Annotated in this window: 17 protein-coding genes, 1 tRNA gene and 4 pseudogenes; 9 read left to right on the forward strand and 13 right to left on the reverse strand. The window is 71.1% G+C overall.

What is annotated here, in order from left to right; genetic code table 11:
* Positions 1-335 precede the first annotated feature (335 nt).
* From AB0950_RS07165 to AB0950_RS07175, 3 genes are read right to left on the reverse strand one after another with little or no spacing between them, the layout of a single operon-like run.
* Positions 336-2,468, reverse strand: coding sequence for an acetate--CoA ligase family protein (locus tag AB0950_RS07165; RefSeq protein WP_360573277.1), 2,133 nt, complete (start codon positions 2,466-2,468; stop codon positions 336-338).
* A 4-nt stretch (positions 2,469-2,472) separates the two neighbouring features.
* The gene (gene frc / locus AB0950_RS07170; protein ID WP_366778001.1) at positions 2,473-3,702 is read right to left on the reverse strand and encodes a formyl-CoA transferase; all 1,230 of its coding nucleotides are present in this window, start codon (positions 3,700-3,702) and stop codon (positions 2,473-2,475) included.
* Between the two features lie 12 nt (positions 3,703-3,714).
* The gene (locus tag AB0950_RS07175; protein WP_366778002.1) at positions 3,715-5,397 is read right to left on the reverse strand and encodes a thiamine pyrophosphate-binding protein; all 1,683 of its coding nucleotides are present in this window, start codon (positions 5,395-5,397) and stop codon (positions 3,715-3,717) included.
* A gap of 285 nt (positions 5,398-5,682) precedes the next feature.
* On the opposite strand from AB0950_RS07175, the pseudogene sucC reads away from it, so the two are divergent.
* From sucC to AB0950_RS07200, 5 genes and pseudogenes are all read left to right on the forward strand, one after another.
* A pseudogene (sucC, locus tag AB0950_RS07180) lies at positions 5,683-6,819 on the forward strand (ADP-forming succinate--CoA ligase subunit beta); the annotation flags it as partial.
* A 12-nt stretch (positions 6,820-6,831) separates the two neighbouring features.
* A complete protein-coding gene (gene sucD / locus AB0950_RS07185; protein WP_366778003.1) occupies positions 6,832-7,713 on the forward strand; it encodes a succinate--CoA ligase subunit alpha in 882 nt (293 codons plus the stop codon).
* Between the two features lie 122 nt (positions 7,714-7,835).
* Positions 7,836-9,416, forward strand: a complete 1,581-nt coding sequence (locus AB0950_RS07190) for an aldehyde dehydrogenase family protein (RefSeq protein WP_366778004.1) — start codon at positions 7,836-7,838, stop codon at positions 9,414-9,416.
* A gap of 174 nt (positions 9,417-9,590) precedes the next feature.
* Positions 9,591-9,675 (forward strand) — tRNA-Leu (locus AB0950_RS07195).
* Positions 9,676-9,745: 70 nt separating this feature from the next.
* Positions 9,746-9,976 (forward strand): hypothetical protein, encoded by a 231-nt coding sequence (locus AB0950_RS07200; protein WP_366778005.1) that lies wholly within the window; start codon positions 9,746-9,748, stop codon positions 9,974-9,976.
* Here the strand turns inward: AB0950_RS07200 and AB0950_RS07205 are convergent.
* Positions 9,954-10,257, reverse strand: a pseudogene (locus tag AB0950_RS07205) (transposase family protein); the annotation flags it as partial. The gene AB0950_RS07200 and the pseudogene AB0950_RS07205 sit on opposite strands and share 23 nt — an antisense overlap.
* On the opposite strand from AB0950_RS07205, the gene AB0950_RS07210 reads away from it, so the two are divergent.
* From AB0950_RS07210 to AB0950_RS07225, 4 genes and pseudogenes are all read left to right on the forward strand, one after another.
* Entirely contained in the window at positions 10,231-10,977 is a 747-nt protein-coding gene (locus AB0950_RS07210) for a DUF6531 domain-containing protein (RefSeq protein ID WP_366778006.1), read from the forward strand. The pseudogene AB0950_RS07205 and the gene AB0950_RS07210 overlap by 27 nt on opposite strands.
* Positions 10,962-12,032, forward strand: a complete 1,071-nt coding sequence (locus AB0950_RS07215; protein ID WP_366778007.1) for an RHS repeat-associated core domain-containing protein — start codon at positions 10,962-10,964, stop codon at positions 12,030-12,032. Before AB0950_RS07210 ends, AB0950_RS07215 begins: the two co-directional genes overlap by 16 nt.
* 11 nt (positions 12,033-12,043) lie before the next feature.
* Positions 12,044-12,646 (forward strand): hypothetical protein, encoded by a 603-nt coding sequence (locus tag AB0950_RS07220; protein ID WP_366778008.1) that lies wholly within the window; start codon positions 12,044-12,046, stop codon positions 12,644-12,646.
* A gap of 414 nt (positions 12,647-13,060) precedes the next feature.
* Positions 13,061-13,408 (forward strand): annotated as a pseudogene (locus AB0950_RS07225) (SMI1/KNR4 family protein); the annotation flags it as partial.
* A 207-nt stretch (positions 13,409-13,615) separates the two neighbouring features.
* Here AB0950_RS07225 and AB0950_RS07230 read toward each other — a convergent pair.
* The 9 genes and pseudogenes from AB0950_RS07230 to AB0950_RS07270 form a co-directional block, all read right to left on the reverse strand.
* Positions 13,616-13,783, reverse strand: a pseudogene (locus AB0950_RS07230) (transposase); the annotation flags it as partial.
* A 22-nt stretch (positions 13,784-13,805) separates the two neighbouring features.
* The gene (locus AB0950_RS07235; RefSeq protein ID WP_366778009.1) at positions 13,806-14,489 is read right to left on the reverse strand and encodes a helix-turn-helix domain-containing protein; all 684 of its coding nucleotides are present in this window, start codon (positions 14,487-14,489) and stop codon (positions 13,806-13,808) included.
* Between the two features lie 41 nt (positions 14,490-14,530).
* Positions 14,531-16,234: an allophanate hydrolase gene (locus AB0950_RS07240; RefSeq protein WP_360575395.1), complete on the reverse strand. Its 1,704-nt coding sequence runs from the start codon at positions 16,232-16,234 to the stop codon at positions 14,531-14,533.
* A gap of 5 nt (positions 16,235-16,239) precedes the next feature.
* Positions 16,240-19,833, reverse strand: coding sequence for an urea carboxylase (gene uca, locus AB0950_RS07245; protein ID WP_366778010.1), 3,594 nt, complete (start codon positions 19,831-19,833; stop codon positions 16,240-16,242).
* A complete protein-coding gene (locus AB0950_RS07250) occupies positions 19,830-20,630 on the reverse strand; it encodes an urea amidolyase associated protein UAAP2 (protein WP_360575345.1) in 801 nt (266 codons plus the stop codon). The genes uca and AB0950_RS07250 overlap by 4 nt, the downstream gene beginning before the upstream one ends.
* 1 nt (position 20,631) lies before the next feature.
* Positions 20,632-21,543: an urea amidolyase associated protein UAAP1 gene (locus AB0950_RS07255; RefSeq protein WP_360155869.1), complete on the reverse strand. Its 912-nt coding sequence runs from the start codon at positions 21,541-21,543 to the stop codon at positions 20,632-20,634.
* Positions 21,544-21,605: 62 nt separating this feature from the next.
* Complete coding sequence (locus AB0950_RS07260; RefSeq protein WP_360155872.1) at positions 21,606-23,210, reverse strand: amino acid permease; 1,605 nt, start codon at positions 23,208-23,210, stop codon at positions 21,606-21,608.
* Positions 23,211-23,524: 314 nt separating this feature from the next.
* The gene (locus tag AB0950_RS07265) at positions 23,525-24,793 is read right to left on the reverse strand and encodes an acyltransferase (RefSeq protein WP_366778011.1); all 1,269 of its coding nucleotides are present in this window, start codon (positions 24,791-24,793) and stop codon (positions 23,525-23,527) included.
* The gene (locus AB0950_RS07270; protein ID WP_360155878.1) at positions 24,790-26,967 is read right to left on the reverse strand and encodes a glycosyltransferase; all 2,178 of its coding nucleotides are present in this window, start codon (positions 26,965-26,967) and stop codon (positions 24,790-24,792) included. Before AB0950_RS07270 ends, AB0950_RS07265 begins: the two co-directional genes overlap by 4 nt.

The raw sequence follows: 26,967 nt of genomic DNA on the forward strand, positions 1-26,967 counted from the left end.
GCGGTGTTGCGCCCGGGGGACACCCCCCGGACCGTCGGCCGCTGGCGTGCGTGCTCCCGCCGTCACGGCAGCCGCGCCGCCCGTGCTCACCGGGCGGTGCGCCCGGGGGACGACCCCCGGATCCCCGGTCGCAGCCGTGCGTGCCCTCGCCGTCACAGCAGCCCCGCCGCCCGTGCTCACCGGGCGGTGTTGCGCCCGGGGGACACCCCCCGGACCGTCGGCCGCTGGCGTGCGTGCTCCCGCCGTCACGGCAGCCGCGCCGCCCGTGCTCACCGGGCGGTGCGCCCGGGGGACGACCCCCGGATCCCCGGTCGCAGCCGTGCGTGCCTCCGCCGTCACAGCAGCCCCGCCGCTCGCGCCCAGCGGTACTTCGCGCCCAGTACGGCCACCGGCTTCTCGGTCGTGTACGGGTAGGCCACGACCCCGCGCTCGAACAGGTACTGGCAGGCCTCCTCGACTTCCACATCGCCCGCCAGGGACGCCACGACCGGTTTCTCGATCCCGCGCTCGCGGAACTCGGCGACCACACGCGCCGTCAGCTCCGCGAAGACCATCGGCGGGGTGACGATGGTGTGCCAGTAGCCGAGCACCAGCGCATGGATCCGCGGGTCCTGAAGACCCAGCCGGATCGTCGCCTCGTACGTCGACGGCGGCTCGCCCCCGGTGATGTCGACCGGGTTGCCGGCCGCGCCGAACGGCGGGATGAACCGGCGGAACGCCTCGTCCAGGTCGGGCGGGATCTCCATCAGCGACAGCCCGTTGTCGGTCACCGCGTCCGACAGCAGCACCCCGCTGCCGCCCGCACCGGTGATGATCACGACGTTGTCGCCCTTCGGGGCGGGCAGCACCGGCAGGGCGCGGGCGTACTCCAGCATGTCGTTCAGGCCCGGCGCCCGGATGACCCCCGCCTGCCTGAGGATGTCGTCGTACACCGCGTCGTCGCCCGCGAGCGCGCCCGTGTGCGAGCCGGCCGCCTTCGCGCCCGCCGCCGTACGGCCCGCCTTGAGCACCACCACCGGCTTCTTCGGCACGGTCGCCCGCGCCGCCGCCACGAACGCCCGCCCGTCCTTGAGGTCTTCCAGGTGCATGGCGATGCACTCGGTGTGCGGGTCCTCGCCGAACCAGGTCAGCAGGTCGTCCTCGTCCAGGTCCGACTTGTTGCCGAGGCCGACGATCGCCGACACACCCGTCTTCGTGGTGCGGGCGAAGCCGAGGATCGCCATGCCGATGCCGCCGGACTGCGAGGTCAGCGCCACACCGCCCTTGACGTCGTACGGCGTGCAGAACGTGGCGCACAGGTCCTGCCAGGTGGAGTAGTAGCCGTAGATGTTCGGGCCGAGCAGGCGGACGCCGTGCCGCTCGGCGATCTCCACGATCTCCGCCTGGAGTTCGTGCTCGCCGGTCTCCGCGAAGCCGGACGGGATGAGCACGGCGTTGGGGATCTTCTTCCGTCCCACCTCCTCCAGCGCGGCGGCCACGAACCTGGCGGGAATGGCGAACACGGCCACATCCACCTCACCGGGAACGTCCGTGACACTCTTGTACGCCTTGCGGCCCAGGATGTCATCGGCCTTGGGGTTCACCGGATGGATCTCCCCGGAGAAACCGCCGTCGACGAGGTTGCGCATCACCGAGTTGCCGATCTTCCCCGCCTCGTTGGAGGCGCCGATGACGGCGACCGAGGACGGCTGCATCAGCCGGCGCATGGACGCGAGGATCTCCTCGCGCGTGTACGTCTTCCGCGGCACCGGCTGCTTCTCGGCGAGGATGACCCGGATGTCGGCGGCGACGGCGCTGTCGGGCGTCGCGATCACCGGGTTGAGGTCCACCTCGGCGATCTCCGGGAAGTCCGCGACGAGTTGGGACACCCGCCGGATCTGCTCGGCCACCGCCCACCGGTCCACGCCGGCCTGCCCGCGCACCCCGCGCAGGATCTCCGCCGAGCGGATGGAGTCCAGCATCGTCAGCGCCTCGTCGGCCGTGACCGGCGCCAGCCGGAACGTCACGTCCTTCAGCACCTCGACCAGCACCCCGCCGAGCCCGAACGCCACCACCTTCCCGAACGTCGGGTCGGTGACCGCGCCGACGATGACCTCCTGCCCCTTCGGCAGCAGCTCCTGCACCTGCACGCCCTCGATCCGGGCCCCGGCGTCGTAGGCGCGGGCGTTGCCGATGATGCGGCAGAACGCCGCCCGGACGTCCGCCGCGCCCTCCACGCCCACCACGACACCGCCGGCGTCGGTCTTGTGCAGGATGTCCGGCGAGACGATCTTCATCACCACCGGCCCGCCGAACCGTGCCGCCGCGGCCACCGCCTCGTCCACGTCCCTCGCCAGCGCCTCACCCGGTACGGCGATCCCGTACGCGTCGGCGATCACCTTGCCCTCGGGCGCGGTGAGCGCGGTACGGCCCTCGGCGCGCACGGCGTCGAGGAGGGCCCGCACCTTCAGCTCGCGGTCCTCCGCCATCACGTCAGATCACCCCGTTCGACTTGAGCAGGCGCAACTCCTCGTCACCGAGGCCGAGTTCGCCTACGTAGACCTCTTCGTTGTGCTCGCCCAGCAGGGGTGAACTGGTCACCTCCACGGGCGAGTCGGACAGCTTCAGCGGGCTGCCGACCGTGACGAACTCGCCGCGCTCGGGGTGCGGGACCCGCACCACCATCTCGTTGGCGGCGAGCGAGGGATCCTCGATGATCTCCTTGGTGGACAGGATCGGCCCGCACGGGATGCCGTGCCCGTTCAGCCTCTCCAGCACCTCCCACTTGGGGAGGGTGGACGACCACTCCTCGATCAGCTGGAACATCTTGTTCAGCTTCGGCAGCCGGGCCTCGGGGGTCGCCCACTCGGGGTCGTCGGCGAGTTCCGGCCGGCCGATCAGCTCGGTGATCGGCTTCCAGCCGACCGGCTGGACGATGACGTACACGTAGTCGTTCGGGCCGCCCGGAGCGCACCTGACCGCCCAGCCGGGCTGGCCGCCGCCGGAGGCGTTGCCGGAGCGCGGCACCTCGTGGCCGAAGTCCTCGTTGGGGTACTCCGCGAGCGGCCCGTGCGCCAGGCGCTGCTGGTCGCGCAGCTTCACCCGGCACAGATTGAGCACCGCGTGCTGCATGGCGACGTTGACGCGCTGACCGCGCCCGGTGCGCTCCCGCTGGAACAGTGCCGCCAGTATCCCGGCCACTGTATGCACTCCCGTGCCCGAGTCACCGATCTGCGCGCCCGTCGCCAGCGGCGGCCCGTCCTCGAAACCGGTGGTCGCCATCGACCCGCCCATGGCCTGCGCGACGACCTCGTACGCCTTGAAACCGGTGTACGGCCCCTCGCCGAAGCCCTTGATCGACGCGTACACGATCCGCGGGTTGATCTCCTGGATGCGCTCCCAGGTGAACCCCATCCGGTCGATCGCGCCCGGCCCGAAGTTCTCGACCATGACGTCGCTGCGCCGGATCAGCTCGGTCAGGATCTCCTTGCCGCGCTCTGTCTTGGTGTTGAGGGTGATGCTGCGCTTGTTGCAGTTCAGCATCGTGAAGTAGAGGGAGTCGACGTCCGGCAGGTCGCGCAGCTGCCTGCGCGTGATGTCCCCGGCCGGCGCCTCCAGCTTGATGACGTCGGCGCCGAGCCAGGCCAGCAGCTGGGTCGCGGAGGGCCCGGACTGGACGTGCGTCATGTCCAGCACGCGGATGCCGTCAAGAGCCTTGGTCATGACTGGCGCTCCTCACTTGTACATGGTCTGGTTCATGGTTCCGGGGGCGTACGCGTCCGGGTCGACCCAGACGTTGATCAGCGACGGCTTGCCCGACTCGCGGGCCCGGCGCAGCGCGGGGCCGATGTCGGCGGGGTCGCGGACCTCCTCGCCGTAACCGCCCAGCATCTGCGCGAACTTGTCGTACGGCACGTCGCCGAGGGTGTTGCCGACCCGCTCGCGCTCCTTGCCGTACTTGGCGGCCTGGCCGTAACGGATCTGGTTCATCGAGGAGTTGTTGCCGACGATGCCGACGAACGGCAGGTCGTAGCGGACCAGCGTCTCGAAGTCCCAGCCGGTCAGCGAGAAGGCGCCGTCCCCGAAGAGCGCGACGACCTCCTTGTCCGGGCGGGCCTGCTTGGCGGCGAGCACGAAGGGGACTCCGACGCCGAGCGTGCCGAGCGGGCCCGGGTCCATCCAGTGGCCGGGCGACTTGGGCTGGACGACCTGCCCGGAGAAGGTGACGATGTCGCCGCCGTCGCCGATGTAGACGGAGTCCTCGGTGAGGAAGTCGTTGATCTCGCTGACCAGCCGGTACGGGTGGATGGGCGAGGCGTCCGAGCGCAGCTGCGGCAGCCGCTTGTCGAGCGCGCTCCGCTCGGCGGCCCGCAGCTCCTCCAGCCACTCCTTGCGCTTGGCGGCCCCGCCGTTGATCCGTCCCGAGGCCGCCTCGGTGACGGACTTCAGGATCAGCCCGGCGTCGCCGACGATCCCGAGGTCGATGTCGCGGTTCTTGCCCACCGTCCGGTAGTCCAGGTCGATCTGCACGACCGTCGCGTCGGGGGAGAGGCGCTTGCCGTAGCCCATGCGGAAGTCGAACGGCGTGCCGACGATCACGATGACGTCCGCGTTCGAGAAGGCGTACCGGCGGGAGAGCTGGAAGTGGTGCGGGTCGCCGGGCGGAAGGGTGCCGCGTCCGGCGCCGTTCATGTACGCCGGGACGTTGAGGGCGCGCACCAGCTCGACGGCGGCCTCGGTGCCCCGGGTCGTCCACACCTGGCTGCCCAGCAGGATCGCCGGCTTCTCGGCGTGCACCAGCAGGTCGGCGAGCTTCTCGACCGCCTCGGGGTCGCCGGCCGAGCGGGTGGAGGCGCGGTAGGCGCCGGGCCGGGGGACCCGCGCCCGGTCCGCCGGCACCTTCGCGTCCAGGACGTCGCGCGGGATCTCCAGGAAGGAGGGGCCGGGCGCGCCGTGGTAGCACTCGCGGAACGCCATCGACACCATGTCGGCGGCGCGGGCGGTGTCCGGGACCGTCGCCGCGAACTTGGTGATCGGCGCCATCATGTCGACGTGCGGCAGGTCCTGCAGGGACCCCATCTTGTGCTGGGTGAGCGCCCCTTGGCCGCCGATCAGCAGCATGGGGGACTCCGCGCGGAAGGCGTTGGCGACCCCGGTGACGGCGTCGGTCGTGCCGGGTCCGGCGGTGACCACCGCGCAGCCCGGCCTGCCGGTGATCCGGGCGTAGCCGTCGGCGGCGTGCGCGGCGACCTGCTCGTGGCGGACGTCGACGACTTCTATGCCCTCGTCGACGCAGCCGTCGTAGATGTCGATGATGTGGCCGCCGCACAGGGTGTAGATGCGGTCGACCCCCTCGGCCTTCAGCGCCTTGGCAACGAGATGACCACCGGAGATCACGTCCTGGGTGTCGTCGGGCATGGCGGAGTCCTGTCCCTTTCGTAGGGGGTTGGGCGGCTCGCGGTGTCCTGTATGCGCACTACGGCATGCGGTGTGCACGGAACGGCATGCTGTATGCGGTAGATTGCATACAGTCGACGAATACTGTATGAAGCTTGTTATCCCCCATCCCGGTGGGTGGTGTCCAGGGGGCGTACACACTTTTCGGTCGCCGGCATCCGGCCAACTCTCCGTCACCGGTCCGGCGGTGACCCACCGACACCAGCGCAGGCGTCACGGGAGCCGTGACGACCTGCCAGACAGGAGCCGCACATGGACCTGTACGAACACCAGGCACGGCAGCTCTTCGAGGAACACGGCATCGCCGTGCCCCGGGCCGAGATCACCGACTCGCCGCAGCAGGCCCGCGAGATCGCCCGCCGGCTCGGCGGCCGGGCCGTCGTCAAGGCCCAGGTGAAGACCGGCGGTCGGGGGAAGGCGGGCGGGGTCAGACTCGCCGCCGACCCCGCCGCGGCCGAACTGACGGCACGCCGGATCCTGGGCATGGACATCAACGGCCACCGCGTCGGCACGGTCATGCTGGCCGAACCGGTCGACATCGCCGAGGAGTTCTACGTCTCCTACGTCCTCGACCGCGCGTCCGGCGGCTTCCTCGCCATCGCCTCCGCCCAGGGCGGCATGGAGATCGAGGAGGTCGCCGCGACCCGGCCGGAGGCGGTGGCGCGGATCCCCGTCGACCGGGCCGAGGGCGTCACCTCCGCCAAGGCCGGGGAGATCGCGAACGCGGCCGGGCTGCCGGCGCGGACCGCCGACGTCCTCGTACGGCTGTGGCAGGTGCTCGTCCGCGAGGACGCGCTGCTCGTCGAGGTCAACCCGCTGGTCCGCACCGCCCAGGGGCGGATCCTCGCGCTCGACGGCAAGGTCACCCTGGACGACAACGCCCGTTTCCGGCAGGCACGCTGGGGTGCGCAGGACGAGGACCACCGGGACCCGCTGGAGGCGACCGCCGCCGAGCGCGGCCTCACCTACGTCAAGCTCGACGGCGAGGTCGGGATCATCGGCAACGGCGCGGGCCTGGTCATGTCCACCCTGGACGTCGTCGCCGGCTGCGGCGCCCGCCCCGCCAACTTCCTCGACATCGGCGGCGGCGCCTCCGCCCAGGTGATGGCCGACGGACTGTCGGTGATCCTCTCCGACCCGGCCGTGAAGTCCGTGTTCGTCAACGTCTTCGGCGGAATCACCGCCTGCGACGCGGTCGCCGACGGGATCGTCGCCGCGGTCGACCGCGTCCGCCTCACCAAACCGCTCGTCGTCCGCCTCGACGGCAACAACGCCGCACGCGGACGCGCGATCCTCGGCGAGCGCGCCCATCCGCTCGTCGAACAGGCCACCAGCATGGACGGCGCCGCCCGCCGGGCCGCCGAACTCGCCCGCACCGCCTGAGGAGCTCGGGACATGGCGATCTATGTGACCAAGGAGAGCAAGGTCCTCGTCCAGGGCATGACCGGCGCCGAGGGCATGAAGCACACCCGGCGCATGCTCGCGGCCGGCACGGACGTGGTCGGCGGGGTCAACCCGCGCAAGGCCGGGCAGAGCGTCGACTTCGACGGACAGGCCGTACCCGTCTTCGGCTCGGTCGCCGACGGCATGCGCGCGACCGGAGCCGATGTCACCGTCGTCTTCGTGCCGCCCGCGTTCGCCAAGGCCGCCGTCATGGAGGCCGCCGACGCCCGCATCCCCCTCGCCGTCGTCATCACCGAGGGCATCCCCGTCCACGACACCGTCGCCTTCACCGCGCACGCGCGCCGCACCGGCACCCGGATCATCGGGCCCAACTGCCCCGGACTGATCACCCCCGGCCAGTCCGACGCGGGCATCATCCCCGCCGACATCACCAAGCCTGGCCCGATCGGCCTGGTCTCCAAGTCGGGCACACTGACGTACCAGCTCATGCACGAGCTGCGCGACATCGGCTTCTCCACTTGCGTCGGCATCGGCGGCGACCCCGTCATCGGCACCAGCCACATCGACTGCCTCGCCGCCTTCCAGGACGACCCCGACACCGAACTCGTCGTCCTCATCGGGGAGATCGGCGGCGACGCCGAGGAGCGCGCCGCCGCCCACATCCGTGACCACGTCACCAAACCGGTCGTCGGCTACATCGCCGGTTTCACCGCGCCCGAGGGCCGCACCATGGGCCACGCCGGAGCGATCGTCTCCGGCTCCGCCGGCACCGCCCGCGCCAAGCAGCAGGCGCTGGAGGCGGCCGGAGTCCGCGTCGGTCGCACCCCCACCGAGACGGCGCGGCTGGTCCTGGACACCCTGCGCACCGGCTGACACCGGAAGGACAGACCTCCTGGCCGACCGTTGCCGCCAGTGCGGCACCACCGCTGACTGCAACGCGCCCCCAGCCCCGAAACCACCCCGCCCCGACCGTGCACCGAGAGCGGAGCCGACGCATGCCACCCACCCTCACCCCGACCCCGCCGCCGACCCCCGCGACCGCCGCCACCCTCCTGAAACCCGGCACGGCCTACCCCGACGCCTGGCGGCGCTGTCTCGCCGCCGCGCCCGAGGCCTTCCGGGACGACCGCGTCCTCACCCTCTGGGGCGCCGCCTGGCGGCCCGACGGCCGTACGGTCCCGGCGACCACCCCGGTCGACGGCACCCCGATCACCGGCGCCCCACGACTCGACGGCGACACCGCCCAGCGGGCCGTACGCGCCGCCCTCGACCAGCACCGCGCCTGGCGGCACGTCCCGCTGTCCGAGCGGCGGGCGCGCATCGCCGCCACCCTGGACGCGCTCGCCGCCCACCGCGACCTGCTCGCCCTGCTGCTCGTCTGGGAGATCGGCAAGCCGTGGCGGCTCGCCCTCGCGGACGTGGACCGGGCGATCGACGGCGTGCGCTGGTACGTCGAGGGCATCGATGGCATGCTCGCCGGCCGGACCCCGCTGGACGGACCGGTCTCCAACATCGCGAGCTGGAACTATCCGATGAGCGTGCTCGTGCACGCCGCCCTCGTCCAGGCGCTGGCGGGCAACGCCGTGATCGCCAAGACCCCGACCGACGGCGGCGTGGCCTGCCTCACCCTCGCCATGGCGCTGGCCGCCCGCGAAGGGGTGCCGGTCACGCTCGTCGGCGGCAGCGGCCGTGAGCTGAACCAGGCGCTGGTGCGAGCGCCGGAGATCGGCTGCGTGTCCTTCGTCGGCGGCCGCGACACCGGCGCCGACGTGGCCACCGCGGTCGCCGGCCTGGGCAAACCGCACATCCTGGAACAGGAGGGCCTGAACACCTGGGGCATCTGGGACTTCTCCGGCTGGGAGCGGCTGACCGCCGTGATCCCCAAGCTCTTCGACTACGGCAAGCAGCGCTGTACCGCCTACCCGCGCTTCGTCGTGCAGCGCTCCCTGTTCGACGCGTTCCTCGCGGCCTACCTGCCCGGGGTCCGCTCCGTCCGCGTGGGCCACCCGCTCGCCGTCGCGGACCCGGCCGACCCGCCGCCCGAGCTGGACTTCGGCCCACTGATCAACGCGGCCAAGGCCAAGGAGCTCACCGACCAGGTCGCCGAGGCCGTCGACCGGGGCGCCGTACCGCTGTACCGCGGCGAACCCGACGGCACGCGGTTCCTGCCCGGTCAGGACACCTCCGCCTACGTCCACCCGGTCACCCTGCTGAACCCGCCGCCGTCCTCTCCGCTGCACCACGCGGAACCCTTCGGCCCCGTCGACACGATCGTCCTGGTCGACACCGAGGCCGAGCTGCTGGCCGCCATGAACGCGTCCAACGGCGCGCTGGTCGCCACCCTCTCCACCGACGACCGGGCCGCCTACGACCGGCTCGCCCCGCAGATCCGCGCCTTCAAGACCGGGCACGGCGTCCCCCGCTCCCGAGGCGACCGCGAGGAACTGTTCGGCGGCTTCGGCGCCTCCTGGCGCGGCGCCTTCGTCGGCGGCGACCTCCTCGTACGCGCCGTGACGCAGGGCCCGGCCGGGGAGCGGCTGCCCGGGAACTTCCCGGAGTACCAGCTCATGCCGTGACCTCACGGCACGCACACGTGATCTCGCCATCCGTACACCCCACCGGCGGGGCGGCCCGGCACCCTGCGGGCCGCCACCCACGGACGGAATACGCAGGTGAAACGCACTCCGAAACCTTGGTATTGTTGTCCCTGTCGCCACGGGGAACCGCCCCCGCAAGGCGACACACACCTAGTCCGGGTGGCGGAATGGCAGACGCGCTAGCTTGAGGTGCTAGTGCCCTTTATCGGGCGTGGGGGTTCAAGTCCCCCCTCGGACACAACGATTGACGATACGGTGACGAGGGCCTCGACCTTACGGTCGCGGTCCTCGTTGCGTGTTCGTAGCTGATGGTGCATGCGCAGGGCGTCGTAGAGCGGGCTTTTCTTCTCGACGGCGGCAGTCTGGATGCGCTGTGCAATATCTCCAAGACTCTCAGTGATCTGCCGGATCTGTTGCGCGTCGAGCGGAATTGCTTCTTCCACGGCGTGTTGCGCGTCGCGCTTCTTATGCGCCGCGTCCTCGTCCTGCTGGGCCTCGTTGATCCGCTGAGGTCTTTCAGTGCTGCCACCCCAGAGTGAGGACGGCCGCAGAGATTGACGAGATTCGATTCGGGCTGCACGGGATCGGCGGAAGATGCGCCAGGACTTCAAGCGTGCGACGCCGCCCAGTGCGCGGTTGACGGTTTGCTGGGTCGGCGTGAGATCACGGCCCGGCGGGCGTCTGAGGGGTGTCGTCACCCACGGGAGCAACTCCCATGCGGTCGGCGAGGATGGGAACGCCCCTAGCGCTCGCAGATCCGGATGATCCGGTGGGCGCGGGCCGCAGTGAGATCGTGCGCGCGGCCGGGCATCGTCGGCGAGCCGGCCTCCCCCTGATCTTCGAACGCACCCACCTCTCCTCCCACCGGGCCGGTGTCACCTTCGGCCCGACATGGATGTGCCTACTGGACGAGTGCGTGCAGATCGACGCCGAGGGTGTCGTGTTCGCCGCCGCCGACGGCATGCGCCTGGTCTACCCCGTGCCACACCCCGACGTACCCGTGCTCCCCGTGAAAGGCGCCCGCTGGCCCCTTCAGTGGGACGGCAGCCCGGACGGCGTCATGACCATCACCGACCCCACAACCGGGGTCGTGCGCACCTTCGCCGGTCCGCTGGCCCCCTCCGACACGCCCGGTGCCTACCGGCTGCGAGTGGAGAGCTGGCACGACCGCAACGACACCCGCATCACCCTCGACCGCACCGCCCACGGCATGCCCACCGCACTGCGTCACTCCGGCGGCTACCACCTCGCCATCGACATCACCGGGCACCGCGTCACCGCCCTGCGCCTGCTCGACCAAGCCCCCTCCGCCTACGGGCGGCACGACCCCGCGGCCGCCACGACGGGCACCGTCGTCGTCCGCTACGGCTACGACGAGGCCGGCCGCCTCACCGAGGTCATCGATTCCAGCGGTGAACCACTCCGCTTCACCTACGACGACGAGGACCGCACCACCTACCGGCACGACGCGCAGGGACGCCTCGTCCGCCGTACCCACAGGCTCCTCAATGGCCAGAAGCGGGTGTGGGCCTACACGTGAACGCCGAGGACCGCCTCAGCACCGTCGAGACACCACAGGGCGAGACCTGGCGTTACACCTACGACCCGCTCGGCCGCCGCACGTCCAAACAGCGTCTGACCGACGACGGCTCGGCGATCGACCGCACCGACTTCGTCTGGGACGGCACATGTCTCGCCGAACAACGCACCACCACCGCCCGGGTCAGCACCTGGGACTACGCCCCCGGCACGCACCGCCCCGTCACCCAGACCGACCACCGCCCCCTCGTCCGCGAGCCGGGCGTCTCCCTGCTGGCGCAGCTGGCCGTGGACAACGATGCCGACCGCGCGCCCCGGTTCCACGCAGTCATCACCGATCCCATCGGCACGCCGACGGAACTCGTCACCGTCGGCGGCGACCTGGCCTGGCAGCACCGCAGCACTCTGTGGGGCGTGGAACTGCCGGCCCCCGAGAGCCCCGAGAGCCCCGAGAGCCCCGAGAGCCATGACGAGACTGCCTGCCCGCTCCGCTTCCCTGGCCAGTACGCCGACCGGGAGACCGGGCTGCACTACAACTACTCCCGGTACTACGACCCGGAGACGGGGCGGTACTGCAGTCCCGACCCGTTCGGCATCTCGCCCTCCCCGCACCCCTATGCCTATGTCGACGACCCGAACACGTTCGGCGACATCCTGGGACTGACCTGCCGGCCGGGAGACCTCGAAGACGCCAGGCAGAGGTACCCGCGCCTCGCACACACCCTTGACGAGCGCGTGAACGTCTCGCCGCAGCGTGCCCGGGAGCTGGCTCAGCAGAAGGGCGGTCCGAACGGAGTCTTCCACGACCAGCAGACCGCACAGCAGGTCGTCGACTACGCGATCGCGGGAAACCCACGCCGGATCGCCAACTGGCTCAGAAAGGGTACGGACCAGGAGCTACCGCTCACCGGCCGTTTCGGGGCCAACAATCCCCTCGGTTGGGCGGCGCATGCCGACGGCAGCATCACGCGGACGGGTAACTCGTATACCGTCCTGCTGCAGCGGCAACCCGGGGCACCGGGCGGATATATAGTCAAGACGGCCTATCCAAGATGATGGGGACGACATTGGCCAGGTTCACCGAGTTCGACTATGGAATCACCGCCCTGACAAGCCGTTTCCATCAGGACTGGACGAACACCGGGTCGCCGCGGGACGTACTGCGCGCCTATCTGTGGGAGGGGCAGGATCCGCGGGCCGTGGAAATTCTCGGCAGAGACGCCGCCTGCGCAGGCGAGAAAATGTCGGACGAGCACGTGGAGACACTCTGGACGGCCAGCGTCGACGGAGGTTTCGCATTCCCTGGTTCCGCCGAGTCGGGTACCGAATGGATGCGGGCCATCGACGCGGAATGCCGCCTGTGGCTGAGCGGAAAGCCCTCGCCCGGGCTGAGTCCCGTGGACGTCGACCCCGGTTCCGCCCAGCTGACCGGCGTACTCGAGGTCATCGGCTCGCTGGGCCGGTATGCAGTGGACGACGCGGTGACGAGCGCCCTGGCGTCCTGCGCACGCCTGTGCTCGCCCGAGCTCGCGCTCCGCTTCACCCTGCGGGTCCTGTCGGTGTCCGACGTCACCATCGACCGGGAACTCCACGAGCGCATCTCCGCCCTCGGCGACTCGCTCGGCTTCGGGGAGTTCCTGGTGTCGGACATCGCAGACCTGGTGCAGTAAGGGCAGGTACCCCGGGCCGTCGCAGAAGGCAGAGGCGCGCGTGCCGGTACATCATCCGGCCTGGCTACGCGGCAGGTTGGTACTCGTGAAGGGTTCCGCCGGGGCGGCTTCTTCCTCTTTGCCCTGGCAGCGGTAGTAGACGCGGCTGCGGATGGTGACAGGCTGCATCTAGCGCCCGCACAGGCTGCACCGGATACGACCGCGTAGAGCGCAGGGGCACCCGCCCCGCTTGCCGGCGCGCTGCTGCCGCCCCTGGTTGCGGGCGCGCTGTGTGCGCACGGTGCGGGCGGCATCAGACCCGCAGGTGCGCAAACGCAGCCACGGCTGGCGATGCACCCTCACGGAAGCCACATCGGAGGAACGGCCATCCTCGCCCTATGGAATCAAAGCGCTGAAGAAAGGAACAGCCTTCCGATGAACCCCGAGCTGAACCGGCTCACCGAGTTCCTGCCACGGCCCACCGCACCAGAGCAGACTCCTGACTGGGAGGCCGCCGAAGCAACACTGCAGACCGGTCTGCCCACGGACTACAAGGAACTCGTCAACGCGTACGGGGGCGGCCTTGTCGATGGATACCTACTGCTCCTGGAGCCCGGCTGCCCCAATGATGTCTATGACCAGCTCAAGACCTCCGCAGAGCGTGACGAGGCCAATGGGTCACTGTGGATGTACGAGGACACACCCGCCGAACTGGAAAACGACAGTGCTCGTCTGATCTGCTGGGCGACCACAGACAACGGAGAGTACCTGTACTGGCTCGTACGACCCGGCGACGATCCCGACAGCCGTACTGTCATGATCAACGACGAGTCTGGAGAGGACTGGGAACGGGTACGAGATGACCGTGACCCGTTTCCTCACCGCAGTTCTCAGTGGCGAGATCCACTCGGAAATCCTGTGGGACAAGTTCCCATTGCCCCAGCACGACTTCCGCCCGGCCCGCGACATCTGGAACGTGTGTCTCGGAACGGAGTGATCGTTCGGGAGGTGCCCGCGGGCCCGGACGGGTTTTCGTATGCGAGCGTTGACCGACTCGATCGCATGGGTGGTGCAGACGACGCGGCGGATCTCGGTGTCGAACTGGAGGAAGGGCACGAACTCGGCCCAGGCCTTCTCCGAAAGCCGCACGATCGCTGGAGGGTGTGCCGTGGGCCGGCGGTCAGTCCAGGCTGCTCAGCAGGGTTCGGGCCTCCTGCCGGGCGGCGGCCACCGCCGGCTCTCCGAGACCGCACAGGCGCAGGCACGACGACGCGATGGCCTCGGTGTCAGCCGCATCCGGCTCACGGGAGCGCCGTATCTGGATGACGACCTCCACCAGCTGGATCAGCAGTTCACCGAGCCGCTCGGCGGGCAGGCCGCGCGCGACGTCCTCGGTCGCCGCCAGGGCGCCCAGCGTGCCGTAGCTCGACTGCAGACGGCCCCGCTCGGCCCGGAAGGCGTCGAACCGCTCGGTCCGCACTTCCGGCAGCAGATAGAGCGTGCCGATGTTGTACGGAGTGCGGGAGAGGGTGCGTACGTCCATGGCGGCCACGGCGTAGAGTGCGGCGGCCGCATCCGCTTGCTCGGGCACCAGGGCCCGGATCCGGTCCACCATCTGCAGACTGGGCCGCACGGACGTCGCCAGCAGCTCGGCGAGGATCTCCTCCTTGGTGGCGAAGTGGTAGTAGAGCGAGGCCTGCCTGATGCCGACCCGCTCGGCGATCATGCGGGTGCTGGTGCTGGTGATCCCATGGTCGACGAAGAGCGCCCCGGCGGCGTCGAGGATCTGTTCCCGGGCGGAGGTGCCGGGGTCGGACGGCGGCGTGTGCCGGGGCCTGCCTTGACGGGGACGCGTCGTCGTCATGGCCCCATCCTGCCACCGGGTGTCCGCCCTGCGGCCTCCGGTCACGCGGAGGCCGTGTACGCCCGCCAGCCGCCGAAGCGGGTGATGTCGGGCGCGCCCTCGACGGCGTACGGCTCGACGAGGAAGCCGCAGACCTGCCGCCCGTCGGCCAGTTCGACGGTGCCGATGGTCATCGGCGCGGGCACGGCGGCGGTCATCGCCCCGAACCCGGCAGCGGGCAGCCGCCAGATCTCGCCCTCGACGCCCGTCCGCGCGTCGCCGCCTGACGCCGTGGCGTGACCCGCCCCGGCGCCGGCGTCCCGCCCGTCCTCGGTGACCCGGAGCAGGCCGGGCTTGGGCGGCTCGGTGGCCAGGGCGTACAGCCGGTAGCCGCCTGCGGTGCGGGCCCGGCCGGTCAGGGTGCCGCCGGCCTGCACCAGCTGGGCGTTGAGGGGCTGACCGGTGAGGTGGGCGCCGACCACGAACAGGTCGACCCCGGGGTTGGCGAACCGCTCGGCCAGCGCGGCCAGGGCGCGGTCGGAGAAGGCCGGTCCGGTGAACATCACGCCGAACGGCAGGCCGTCCACGAACCCGGCCGGAACGGCGAGCGAGGCGCAGTCCAGCAGGTTGGCGAAGTTGGTGAAGCGCCCCAACCGGGCGTTGGCGCCGACCGGGTCGGCCGCCACCTCATCGAGGGTGGGATGCCAGGTGGTGGTCGGCGTCAGGAGGGCTGTACAGCCGTCGAGCACCGCGCGTCCGGCGGCGCCGAGCGCGGCGAGCCTGGCGGCGTCGGCGGCCCAGTCGGCGGCGGTCTTCTCCCGGCCCGCCAGCACGATGGCGGCGACGGTCGGATCGAGGTCCGCCCCGATCAGGTCGCGGTGCTTCTCCAGGTGCGCGCCCACGGCGGCGTACCGCTCGGCGACGAACGCGCCGCCGTACAGCAGGTCCGCGGCCTGAAGCAGCGGGGTGATGTCGGTTTCGACGATCTCCGTCCCGGTGCCCGCCAGGCGGGCGACGGCGGCGTCGAAGGCTTCGCGCCAGCCGTCGGCCAGGCCGTTCAGATGCTCCCGGGCCGGTACGGCGATCCGCGGGCGCGCGGGGGGCGGCGGAAGCTGGGTACCGGTGCGGGAGAGCGGATCGGCCGGATCGGGGCCTTCCACGAACTCCGCGGCGGTGCGGGCGAGTTGCAGGTCGCGGGCGAGGACGGTCACGCAGTCGAGCGTGTAGCAGGCGGGGACCACCCCGGTCACGGGCACCAGGCCCTTGGTGGGCTTGACGCCGATGATGCCGTTGAGGGCGGCGGGCACCCGCCCGGAGCCGGCCGTGTCGGTGCCGAGCGCGATGTCGGCGATGCCCAGCGCCACCGCGACGGCGGATCCGGAGGACGACCCGCCGGAGATACGGGCCGCGTCCCAGGCGTTGCGCACCGCGCCGTAGGGGCTGCGGGTGCCCACCAGGCCGGTGGCGAACTGGTCCAGGTTGGTCTTGCCGAGCACCACCGCGCCGGCCGCGCGCAGCCGCGCCACCGCGGGCGCGTCGGCCTGCGGCTCGTAGGCGTACGACGGGGCGCCCGCGGTGGTGGGGAGGCCGGCCACGTCGATGTTGTCCTTGACGGCCACCACCAGGCCGGCCAGCGGCAGCGCCGGGTCGATGCCGGCCGCCTCGGCGAGCACCTCCTCGCGCGGCCTGAGGTGGATCCAGATCTCGGGCCGGCCGGCGTCCTCGATACGGTCGTAGGCGGCCTGGACGCGTGCGGCCGGAGTCATGGTGTTCATGCCTTCACCGCCGCGACGATCTGGCCGGGGGCGACCTGTTCTCCGGGCTTGACGTAGATCTCCAGCAGTGTCCCGGCGGTGGGGGCGCTCACGGTGGACTCCATTTTCATCGCCTCCAGGGAGAGGATCGCATCGCCGCTCGCGATGGTGGCGCCTGGCTCGGCGGTGATCTGCCAGACGGTGGCGGTGAACGGCGCGGTGACCGGAATCGCGCCGTCCGGTACGGCGACGGCAGTTGCGGCGGTCACGGGTTCGGGATCGTCGTCGCGGTCGAACTCTCCCGCGGCTCGCCAGCGTTGCTTCTCGGCCTCGAAGGCGGTGCTCTGCCGCCGGCGGAACGCGGCGATCGAGTCGGCCTCCGCGTTCAGGAAGGCGTTGTACTCGGCGATTGAGAAGGTGCCCTCCTCGGTCGGGAAGTCACCACGCCCGGCGTCGGTCTCGGCCCGCAGTTCGAGCAGTTCCTCCGCGGTGACGGGATACCACTCGATGCGGTCGAAGAAGCGCAGCGCCCACGGCGAGTCCTGGAACAGGCCGCCCTTGCGGAACCGGTTCCAGATCTGCACGGTGCGGCCGACGAACTGGTAGCCGCCGGGGCCTTCCATGCCGTAGATGCACAGGTAGGCGCCGCCGATGCCGACGGAGTTCTCCGCGGTCCAGGTGCGGGCGGGGTTGTACTTGGTGGTCACCAGGCGGTGCCGCGGGTCGAGCGGGGTGGCGACGGGGGCGCCGAGATAGACGTCGCCGAGGCCGAGCACCAGGTAGGAGGCGTCGAAAACGGTGCGGTAGACGTCGTCGGCGGTCCGAAGGCCGTTGACCCGGCGGATGAACTCGATGTTCCACGGGCACCACGGGGCGTCGTCGCGCACACCGGCCATGTACCGCTCGATGGCGAGCCGGGTCGCCGGGTCGTCCCAGCTGAGCGGCAGCCGCACCGTGCGGGAGGGGACCACCAGTTCGTCGCTGGGCGGGACTTCGTCCTCCAGCTCGCGCAGCAGGGCGGTGAGGTCACGGGCCTTCAGCCGGCGGGCGTCGGTGTGGATCTGGAGCGAGCGGATGCCCGGGGTGACATCGAGGACGCCGTCGGGCGCGTGCGCGGCGAGGGTCTCCTGCAGGGCGTGGACCCGCATCCTCAGGCCGAGGTCGAGCACCATGGGGCCGTACTCGACCAGGACGTTGTCGTCGCCGTCCCGGCGGTAGGTGACGGCGGGCCGGGCATCGGTGGCCTCCAGGCGGCCGAGAACGCCGTCGTCGCCGTCTCCGCCCGTGCTGATCAGCGTGGGGGAGGAGCGGCGGGCGTCGAGGGCGGCCGCCTCGGCCTCCCGGACCGGTACGAAGCGGACAGTGTCGCCGGGGCGGAGCTGGCCGAGTTTCCACAGGTCGCCGCTGGCCACCACCGCGGGGCAGACGAACCCGCCGAGGGACGGCCCGTCGGGGCCCAGGATGATCGGCGTGTCGCCGGTGAAGTCCAGGGCACCCACCGCGTACGGCGTGTCGTGGATGTTGGAGGGGTGCAGCCCGGCCTCACCGCCGTCCTGGCGGGCCCACCGCGGCTTGGGCCCGATCAGGCGGACGCCGGTGCGGGCCGAGTTGTGGTGGACCTTGTAGTCCGTGGCGTAGAGGGTGTCGATGTCCTCGCGGGTGAAGAACTCGGGTGCCGCGTGCGGCCCTTCGGTCACACCGATCTGCCAGTGCGAGGTGATCGCCGGCCGGCGCTCGGGCGGGGTGGGACCGCCGCCGGCGGTCGACGGAGCTCCGGGCCGCAGGACGTCTCCGGCGCGCAGCGCCCGGCCGGCGTGCCCGCCGAAGCCGCCGAGGGTGAACGTGGAGGCACTGCCCAGGTATTCGGGTACGTCGATGCCGCCCCGGACGGCCACATAGCTGCGCAGGCCCGGCCCCCGGCAGGCGCCGAGCACCAGGGTGGCGCCGGCCGCGACCGTGACCGGCTCCCACAGGGCTACGGCGCTGCCGTCGACCGTGACCGGGACGGGAGCGCCGGTGACGGCGACCACAGTGGGGGCCGAGAAGCGCAGGCCCAGCCCGCCCGCGGTGACCTCCAGGCCAGGGGCCTGGGCCGGGTTGCCGACGGCCAGGTTGGCCTCGGCGAAGGAGACGGCGTCGAAGGGGCCGCTCGGCGGCACGCCCACGTGCCAGTAGCCGAGCCGGCCCGGAAGGTCCTGAACGGTGGTCATCGCGCCCGGCACCAGGACGTCGATGCGCGGCTCGGGGTCGGCCGTGGCGGCGAGCGTGCTGGTACTGTGCACGGCCTCGCGCACCTCGCCCCGCGAGGTCAGCTCGCGCAGCAGGCCCAGGTTGGTGACGATGCCGTCGACCCGGCTCGCGGCCAGGGCCTGGCCGAGCACGTCGAACGCGGCCTCCCGGGTGGGGCCCTTCGCGATCACCTTGGCGAGCATGGGGTCGTAGTACGGCGAGACCTCCAGACCGGTCTCGGCGAAGCCGTCGACACGCACGCCGGGGATCTCGTCGGCGCCCTGGCCGGGGAAGGCCGCCCGGGTGATGAGGCCCGAGGACGGCAGCGAGTCCTTGCCGGGGTCCTCGGCGTAGACGCGGGCCTCCACGGCATGGCCGGCGGGCGTCCACCTCCGCTCGAACACCGCGTCCTCGACCCGGCCGTCGCGGGCCAGGACGAGCATGAGCTCGACGAGGTCGACGCCGTAGGCCTCCTCGGTCACCGGGTGCTCGACCTGGAGGCGGGTGTTGACCTCCAGGAAGGCGGCCTCCTCGCGCACGGGGTCGTAGACGAACTCCACGGTCCCCGCGCCCCGGTAGCCGACCGAGGCGAGCAGCCGGCGCGAGGAGTCGTGCAGCAGTGCCCGCACATGAGGGGGCAGGGCCGGGGCCGGGGCCTCCTCGACCACCTTCTGGTTGCGGCGCTGCAACGAGCAGTCCCGGTCGCCGAAGACGGCGATCCGGCCGGTGCCGTCGCCGAAGACCTGCACCTCGACGTGGCGGGCGGGGCGCACGAGGCGCTCCAGGAACACCCCGGCGGACCCGAAGTGGGACTCCGCGAGCGCCGCGACGCGCGCGAAGGCCCCGCGTACCTCATCGGCGGTGGCGCAGGCCTGCATGCCGATGCCGCCGCCACCGCCGGTGGCCTTGACCATCACGGGCAGCCCGATCGAGGAGGCCGCGGTGACGGCCTCCTCGGCGCTTGCGAGCAACTCCGTCCCGGCCAGCAGCGGCACTCCGGCGGCCTTGGCCAGGGTGCGCGCGGTGTGCTTCTCACCGAAGGCCGTGATCTGGTCGGCGGTCGGTCCCGCGAAACGCAGGCCGGCCTCCTCCACGGCACGGGCGAAGGCGGTGTTCTCGGACAGGAAGCCGTAGCCGGGGTGGATGATGCCCGCGCCATGGGCGAGCGCGGCCTCGATGATCGCCTCCCCGCGCAGATACGACGCCCGGGCGGGCGCCGGACCGAGGCGGACCGCGTGATCGGCCTCGCGGACGTGCGGGGCGGCCCGGTCGGCGTCGGAGAAGACGGCGACGGTGCCCAGGCCCATCCTCCTGGCGGTGCGGATCACACGGCGGGCTATCTCACCGCGGTTGGCGACGAGAACGGCGGTGGGGCGGATCACGCGCCCTCCTTCGCGGTGCGAGCGGCTTCCGAGGACCGTGCGTCGACGCCGACCGGTGCCGGCTCCACGACGATCATCCGCAGCGGAGTGGGGTTGAAGTCGTTGCACGGGTTGTTCATCTGCGGGCAGTTGGACACCATCACCAGCACGTCCGTCTCGGCGCGCACCGCGACCCGACGGCCCGGCGCCGACATGCCGTCCACGATGCCCAGCGCGCCGTCCGCCTCGACGGGCACGTTCATGAACCAGTTGAGGTTGGAGACGATGTCCCGCACCCCGAGGCCACGCCGCCCGGCCTCGGCGAGGAAGTTCTCACGGCAGCCGTGCTGGAACATCACATGATGGCCGTAGCGCAGGGTGTTGGACTCCTTGCCGCACGCGCCGCCGATGGTGTCCTGGCGGTCGACCTCGTTGGCGACGACGGTCATCAACGGGCGGCCCTCGCTGCTGCGCAGCACGGTGCCGGTGCGCACATAGGCGTTGCCCTGCCAGGCCAGGGTGTCGGGGACGCTGTAGCGCTCCTCGGGATCGTCGGCGTCGTAGAGCAGACAGTCGGCCGACTGGTTGCCGCCGACGTCGACGATCGTCAGGACGTGCCCCGTCCGCACCACCGCCGACCAGGGCGCGTTGGGGGCCACCGTCTCGTCCAGGACGACGTCGCCCTCGACCAGGCTCGCGCCCCAGTCGAGGGGGGAGCCCTCCGCGTGGACGGCGCCGACCGGGACGGTGGAGGCGACCGTGCCGCCGGCGGCGGTCGGGCGGCTGACGGGCGTGGTCCCGGTCCGTGTGGTCGCCATGTCACAACCCCCGTGCTTCGCAGTAGTCGACGGTGTTGAGGTACGCCCGGTGCAGTTCCGGAGTCGCCGTGAACCGCGGCTCGTCCGGGCCGGTCGGGGCACCGCGCCAGGCGTGGACCCGCAGTGGGCCGACGACGTAGCCGGGACGAGGATCGAGCGGATGGGCGGCATTGGCGACCAGCACCAGCAGGGGCATCTCCGCGACGAGTTCGACATGCGTGCCCGCCCCCGCGCTGCCCTGCCAGGCCAGGGTGCCGTCCGGCTCGACGCGCACGCCCTGGAAGAAGGAGAGACTGGGCGGCAGGTCGCGCCGGCTCAGACCGTGCTTGGCGGCCGCCTTGAGGAAGAGCCCCCGTCCGGACGGCGACGGCCCCTCGGGGCGGGCGTCACCGTACTTGCGCTCGTTCCAGGCGTCGGTGGTGGTGCCGCAGAAGGCGTCATGCCGGCCGGAGGAGTCACCGCTGACCACGGCCAGGACCCGGCCGTCGCCGGAGAGCAGCGGATGGTTCCGGCCCAGGTACGCCTGCCACGGCACCTTCTGGGTGTCGGCGACGTTCAGCCGCTCCACCGGCTCCAGGGCGTTGAAGAGCAACAGGTGGGCGCAGGCGTCACCGCTCGGGTCGTCGAAGCGCAGCCGCGTACCGCGGGCAAGGACCTTGTGCGTGTAGCCGCCCGGCGCCACCGTCTCCGCCCACACCAGGGCGGCCGCGTCCACACCCGGCGGGCAGTACGGGCTGTCCGACGCCGGAAGGTACGGCATCCACGCGCCGGCCTGCCCGCCCTGGGCGCGGGCGTCGTCGCGGGCGCTTCGGACGCTGTCGGTCAGGTGCAGATCACGGGCGCGGGCGGGAGCCTGACCGGTCGGGTAGCGGCCGTGCTGCGGTAGGGCCGTCGAGCTCTCGGTGGTGGTCATGGATGTCCCGTCGTCCCTTCGTCGGTACGTCATCGATGCGTCCCCTCGCGTCACAGGGGCCCTCAGGCGGGCTCGGCGACGGCCTGCGCGTCCAGGGGCGGCTCGGTGTGCGTGTGCGGTACGTGCCTCAGCTCGATACGGCGGTGCAGCCGGCGGGCGAGGAAGTAACCGGCACCGGCGGCGAGGCTGAGCCCGATGAACAGCGGGGCGCTCCACCGCAGCCACCACGTGCCGCCGGTGAGGTCGTAGATCTCCGCACGGGGCCAGATCAGATTGACCGTCATGCCGGCCTGGTAGAGCACGGCGAGCGCGTTGACCGCCACTCCCCACCGGCCCAGCGAGAACAGGGGCCGGCCGGTCTCGTCGACGCCCGCCGGCAGCCCGCCGCTGCCCCTTAGCCGGATCCGGGTGACCAGCAGGGGCACCGTCACGCCCAGGTAGGCCAGGTACAGCAGCGCGATGCAGAGGCTGGACAGGGCGGTGAAGATCGCCGACTGGCGGATGTTGACCACAAGCGCGATCGCGGCGCCGACGCCCACCACCACCGACGTGCTGATCGGCGTACCGGTGCGGGCCGAGACCTTGCCGAGGTGCCGGTGGAAGGGCAGGGCGCCTTCGCGCGCCATGGAGTACATCATCCGCGCCCCGGAGGTCTGCACGGCCAGGGTGCAGGCGAACACCGCGACTGCCACGCAGCACAGCAGCAGGCGGCCCAGAACGCCGCCGAGCCGGTCGGTGAGCACCCAGGACAGACCACCGGCTGCCAGTTTTCCGTCGGTCAGGCTGCGCGCCGCCATCAGCCCCGACAGGATCAGCAGCGCGCCGCCGACACCCGAGGTGATCAGGGCCCGCAGGATGGTCCGGGGAGTGGTTCGGCGCGGGCTGTGGGTCTCCTCCGCCAGCTCGCCCGCCGAGTCGAAGCCGACCATCACGTACGCCGCCATCAGTGAGGACGCGAGGAAGGCACCGAAGTAGCCGCCGTGGCCGGCCCAGCCGGTGGGGTGGGCCACCACCTGCGGACCCCGTTCGGGCAGGAAGAAGAGGATCAGCACCAGCGCGAGCACGCCGATGATCTCGACCGTGACGCCGAAGCTGGTGGCGGCGGCCATCTGGCGGATTCCCAGGATGTTCACCACCGTGGTGATGACCAGCAGAAGGCAGCCCAGCAGGACCGCGTTCTGCGCGCCGGTCGGGGAGCCGACCGACGGATCGGCACCCGGACCGCCGACGATCTGGAAACCGGACCAGACACCCGGCAGCACCGCCTGCGCCGCGATCGCGGCCGCCGCGACCGTGAGTATCTGCCCGATGATCATGATCCAGCCGACGAACCAGCCCGTCGTGGTGCCTGCCAGCCGGCTCGACCACTGGTAGATCGCCCCGGATATGGGCCAGCGTGCGGCCAGTTCGGCGAAACACAGCGCGACGAGCAGTTGGCCCGCGAAGACCAGCGGCCAGGTCCAGAAGAACGCCGCGCCGCCGAGACCGAAGCCCAACCCGAACAGCTGGAAGACGGTGGTGAGGATCGACACGAAGGAGAACCCCGCGGCGAACGACGCGAAGCCGCCCACGCCGCGGCGGAGTTCCTGCTGGTAGCCGAAGAGGGCGTGGCCGGTCGTACCACCGCCGGCAGGGTCCTGCACAAGGGGGAGTTCGGGCCGGCTCATCGCCGCACCTCCGATCGGTCGACAGATACCTGTCGCTTGATAGGTATGGCGATCGTCGGCCGGACCGGTCTCACACCCGAGTCCGGGAAGTTAACTTCGTGTATCCGCGGGCCCGCCTCGAAGCCGGTGTCGTCGAGGATGAGAGTCCTGCATCCGGCGTCGTAGGCCGGAGTGGCCGATCAGAAGGCCGACCGGGTGCGGCGTGGACAGGCCGATGGCAGACCGCCGGCCTTCGACCGGCAGGCGTACACCTGGCCGGACTCCCCATCGCAGGCGTCTTCCTCTGGTCCGCCCGACGAGCCGAACGAAACCGCCTAGCGGCTGCGGCGGCGGCCCTTGGCGCGGCGAGGGTAGGGGAAGAGCCGCGGGCGGCGCTTGGCGGCCACGTCCTCGATCCAGCCGAAGAGCAGGATCGCCAGGCAGATCAGTGGCACGGCGATCACCAGCGGGGTCCACTGGCTCGCCAGCAGCCACTGTGCATGGTCGTAGAAGAAGGTGTTGCTCCACAGAGGGTCGATCAGCGGCTCGGTCAGCACCAGCGCGAAGGAGTGCCACAGATAGACGGTGACCGCACGGGAGTTCAGCAGGCTGATCACGCCGTTGAACCGCTCCAGCGGCTTGGGCCACTGCTCCCAGGAAGGGCTCAGGTGGAGCAGCAGCAGTACCGCGCCGAACGACCAGATCGCCTGTGCGACCGGTACCCCTTCCAGGTCGTGCCCGGTCCGGGGGTTGTCCATCGGCGACCGCATCAGCCACCAGTAGCCGAACATGAGCACCAGCGGTGCCAGGGACGGCACGACGTACTGCGGGATCCGACGCAACAACCCGTCCTGGTGGGCCATGCCGAGCAGCCAGCAGGCTCCGAAGGTGGTGAAGTCGGTGGCGGCTTCCATCAGCCGGCCGGACTGGTCGACCAGGCCGGAGTTGACGAGGAACGCGAGCGCCAGCGGGACCAGCAGGGTGACCCAGGGCAGCTTCCGCATCGCCTTGAGCATGAGCGGCGACAGCAGCACGTACCAGAGGTAGGCGCGCAGGTACCACAGCGGCACACAGATCTGTTCGGCCCAGGAACTCGGCAGGTGCCCGCCGAAGGTGTGCAGCGATGCCCCGAACGGCGGCTCGCTGAGCGGCAGGACCCAGTAGGCCAGGTCGCCCCACCACCAGTTGGGGTGGTGGTGGTCGGGCCTCCAGCCTTCCAGGAGCATCAGAGGCACCACGACCGCGCCGAACAGCCACATCGGTGGCAGCAGACGGCGCAGCCGGCCGCGGATCACGCTCAGCGCCGGCCGGTTGAGGGACCGCACCATCAGCGACCCGGCCAGCGCGAACATGACTCCCATGGAGGGAAAGACGATCGGCAGCCAGGTCCAGCTGAAGTTGTGGTAGACCACCACGCGGACCAGGGCGAGCGCCCGCAGCAGGTCGAGGTAGCGATCACGGCCGGGCTTGCGCGCGGGCGCCGGTGCGGCCACTTCGGGATGCGGCTCGCGCCGCGCGGGAAGCGCGGCAGGGTCCATCACCCGCAGGGCGACGGTGTCGGAGGAATCCTGGATGCCGAAGGCACCCCGGTCCGCGGTACTCATGAAGACATCGCCCCCGTTGTGACGTCGAGCCCCACCTCGCCGGTGCGCCGCAGCTTCTGCCAGCGCAGCCGGCCCCCGGTCAGAGCGGTGATGGCGGACTGCATCAGCACCATGTACATGAGCACCCGGTAGACCACCTGCTGGGCCGGGAGCGTGATCAGATGCCACGCCTTCTCCTTGTCCAGGTGGAAGGACCACCAGGCGCACACGGCCTGCAGGGCCATCACCGCGAACCAGGCGGCCAAGGTCTTGTACGCGTCGACGAAGACCACGCCGTAGACCATGCCGATGTCGATGGCGGGCGCGAGCAGCGGGGTGACCACCATGAACAGGGCGACGAACGGCAGGCCCACCCGGCCGAAGTGGCCGGCCGCGCCGCGCTCCAGCACCGCGTGCCGGTGCTTCCACATCGCCTGCATGGTGCCGTAGCTCCAGCGGTACCGCTGCGACCACAACTGCTTCATGCTGACGGGCGCCTCGGTCCAGGCGCGGGCGTTCTCGGCGTAGACGATCTTCCAGCCGGCCCGGTGCAGGCCCATGGTCACGTCGGTGTCCTCGGCGAGCGTGTCGTCGCTCATGCCGCCGACCTGTTCCAGTGCCGTACGGCGGAAGGCCCCCACGGCACCGGGGATGGTCGGCATGCAGTCGAGCACGTCGTACATCCGGCGGTCGAGGTTGAAGCCCATCACGTACTCGATGTGCTGCCAGGCGCCGATCAGCGTGTCGCGGTTGCCGACCTTGGCGTTGCCGGCCACCGCGCCGACCCGCGGGTTGCCGAAGGGCCGCACCAGCTCCCGGACGGTGGACGGCTCGAAGACCGTGTCGCCGTCCATCATGACGATCAGGTCGTACGAGGCGGCGGCCACACCGGTGTTGAGGGCGACGGACTTCCCGCTGTTCGGCTGCCGGATCAGCCGGACCATCGGCAGGTCGAGTTCCTCCACGATGGCGGAGGTGTCGTCGGTCGATCCGTCGTCGACCACGATCACTTCGACGGGATGGTCGCTTCTGGCCAGTGACAGCAGCGTGTTGGTGATGCACTCCTGCTCGTTGTACGCGGGTACCACCACGGTGACCGGTTCGGTGACCGGGTCGCCCCAGGAGAAGCCCGGCTTGCGGGTGCGCCGCACATGGATCGCGGAGAGCACCAGCATCAACGCGAACCGCGCCATGACCAGCACTCCGACGACCGCGAGCAGGCCGACCAGCCAGGGCATCAGCCACACCGAGAAGGTGGTGCACCACAGGAACGCCTTGCCGACCCACAGGTTGTAGCTGGTGACCTCGGCGTTGGCGGAGCCGGTGCCGAGCGCCTCGCCGATGGTCTTGAAGGTGTAGCCCTGGGCCTTGAGCTTCTCGATGATGACCGGCAGCGCGGCGAGCGTCTGCGCCCGGTCGCCGCCCGCGTCGTGCAGCAGGATCATCTCGCCCTGGCCGGGGAGGTCGGGCATGGCGGCCTTGACGATGGAGTCGACGCCGGGGCGCTTCCAGTCGTCGGTGTCCTTGTCGATGAAGGCGGTCAGGTACCCCTCCGCTCCGGCCTGCTTGGTCACCGGCCACGACCAGTCGTCCAGCGCGTCCACGGTGGAGGAGTAGGGCGGGCGGAACAGGCTGGAGTGGATGCCGGCGACACCGGCCAGCGCGAGCTGGGTCTCGCCCAGCTCCCAGGTGAGCCGGGTGCCGGAGTGCAGCGCGAGGTCGGGGTGGGTGAAGGTGTGCACGCCGATCTCATGGCCGTCGGCCACGATCTGACGGATCAGCGCCGGATTTCGGGTGACCATCGAGCCGGTGACGAAGAAGTCGGCGCGGATGTCCTCGTCCTTCAGCACCTTGAGGATCTTCGGCGTCCACTGGGTGGACGGCCCGTCGTCGAAGGAGAGGACGACGGTCTTGTCCGGGATCGTGTAGCTGACCGGCTTGCTGTTCTTGTCGCCGCGTGCGTCGACGACCGGGCCGCCCTCCAGCACGCTGGTCGGGACGGTGCCCTTGTCCACGGAGACGGCGATGCGCTCGTCGTGGAAGACCTCGTTGTTCGCCATGCCCCGCAGCACCATCAGCGCCAGCAGGGTCGCCAGTACAGTCACCGGCAGAAAGAAACGCAGGGGCGGTGCGGCGAGTCGGCGCGGGCGCGCGATGGACTGCCGGGAGCGGTGACGGCGGGGGGAGCGGGACAT

The sequence above is a fragment of the Streptomyces sp. NPDC007189 genome, assembly GCF_040703635.1.
Lineage (GTDB): Bacteria > Actinomycetota > Actinomycetes > Streptomycetales > Streptomycetaceae > Streptomyces.

Bases quoted from the DNA above. Each gene is read 5' to 3' on its own strand.
- sucD (WP_366778003.1), top strand. From the start codon at position 6,832: ATGGCGATCTATGTGACCAAGGAGAGCAAGGTCCTCGTCCAGGGCATG.
- AB0950_RS07165 (WP_360573277.1), bottom strand. From the start codon at position 2,468: ATGGCGGAGGACCGCGAGCTGAAGGTGCGGGCCCTCCTCGACGCCGTG.
- AB0950_RS07255 (WP_360155869.1), bottom strand. From the start codon at position 21,543: ATGACCACCACCGAGAGCTCGACGGCCCTACCGCAGCACGGCCGCTAC.
- AB0950_RS07250 (WP_360575345.1), bottom strand. From the start codon at position 20,630: ATGGCGACCACACGGACCGGGACCACGCCCGTCAGCCGCCCGACCGCC.
- frc (WP_366778001.1), bottom strand. From the start codon at position 3,702: ATGACCAAGGCTCTTGACGGCATCCGCGTGCTGGACATGACGCACGTC.
- AB0950_RS07260 (WP_360155872.1), bottom strand. From the start codon at position 23,210: ATGAGCCGGCCCGAACTCCCCCTTGTGCAGGACCCTGCCGGCGGTGGT.
- AB0950_RS07270 (WP_360155878.1), bottom strand. From the start codon at position 26,967: ATGTCCCGCTCCCCCCGCCGTCACCGCTCCCGGCAGTCCATCGCGCGC.
- AB0950_RS07200 (WP_366778005.1), top strand. From the start codon at position 9,746: ATGGTGCATGCGCAGGGCGTCGTAGAGCGGGCTTTTCTTCTCGACGGC.
- AB0950_RS07240 (WP_360575395.1), bottom strand. From the start codon at position 16,234: ATGACTCCGGCCGCACGCGTCCAGGCCGCCTACGACCGTATCGAGGAC.
- AB0950_RS07235 (WP_366778009.1), bottom strand. From the start codon at position 14,489: ATGACGACGACGCGTCCCCGTCAAGGCAGGCCCCGGCACACGCCGCCG.
- AB0950_RS07265 (WP_366778011.1), bottom strand. From the start codon at position 24,793: ATGAGTACCGCGGACCGGGGTGCCTTCGGCATCCAGGATTCCTCCGAC.
- AB0950_RS07175 (WP_366778002.1), bottom strand. From the start codon at position 5,397: ATGCCCGACGACACCCAGGACGTGATCTCCGGTGGTCATCTCGTTGCC.
- AB0950_RS07190 (WP_366778004.1), top strand. From the start codon at position 7,836: ATGCCACCCACCCTCACCCCGACCCCGCCGCCGACCCCCGCGACCGCC.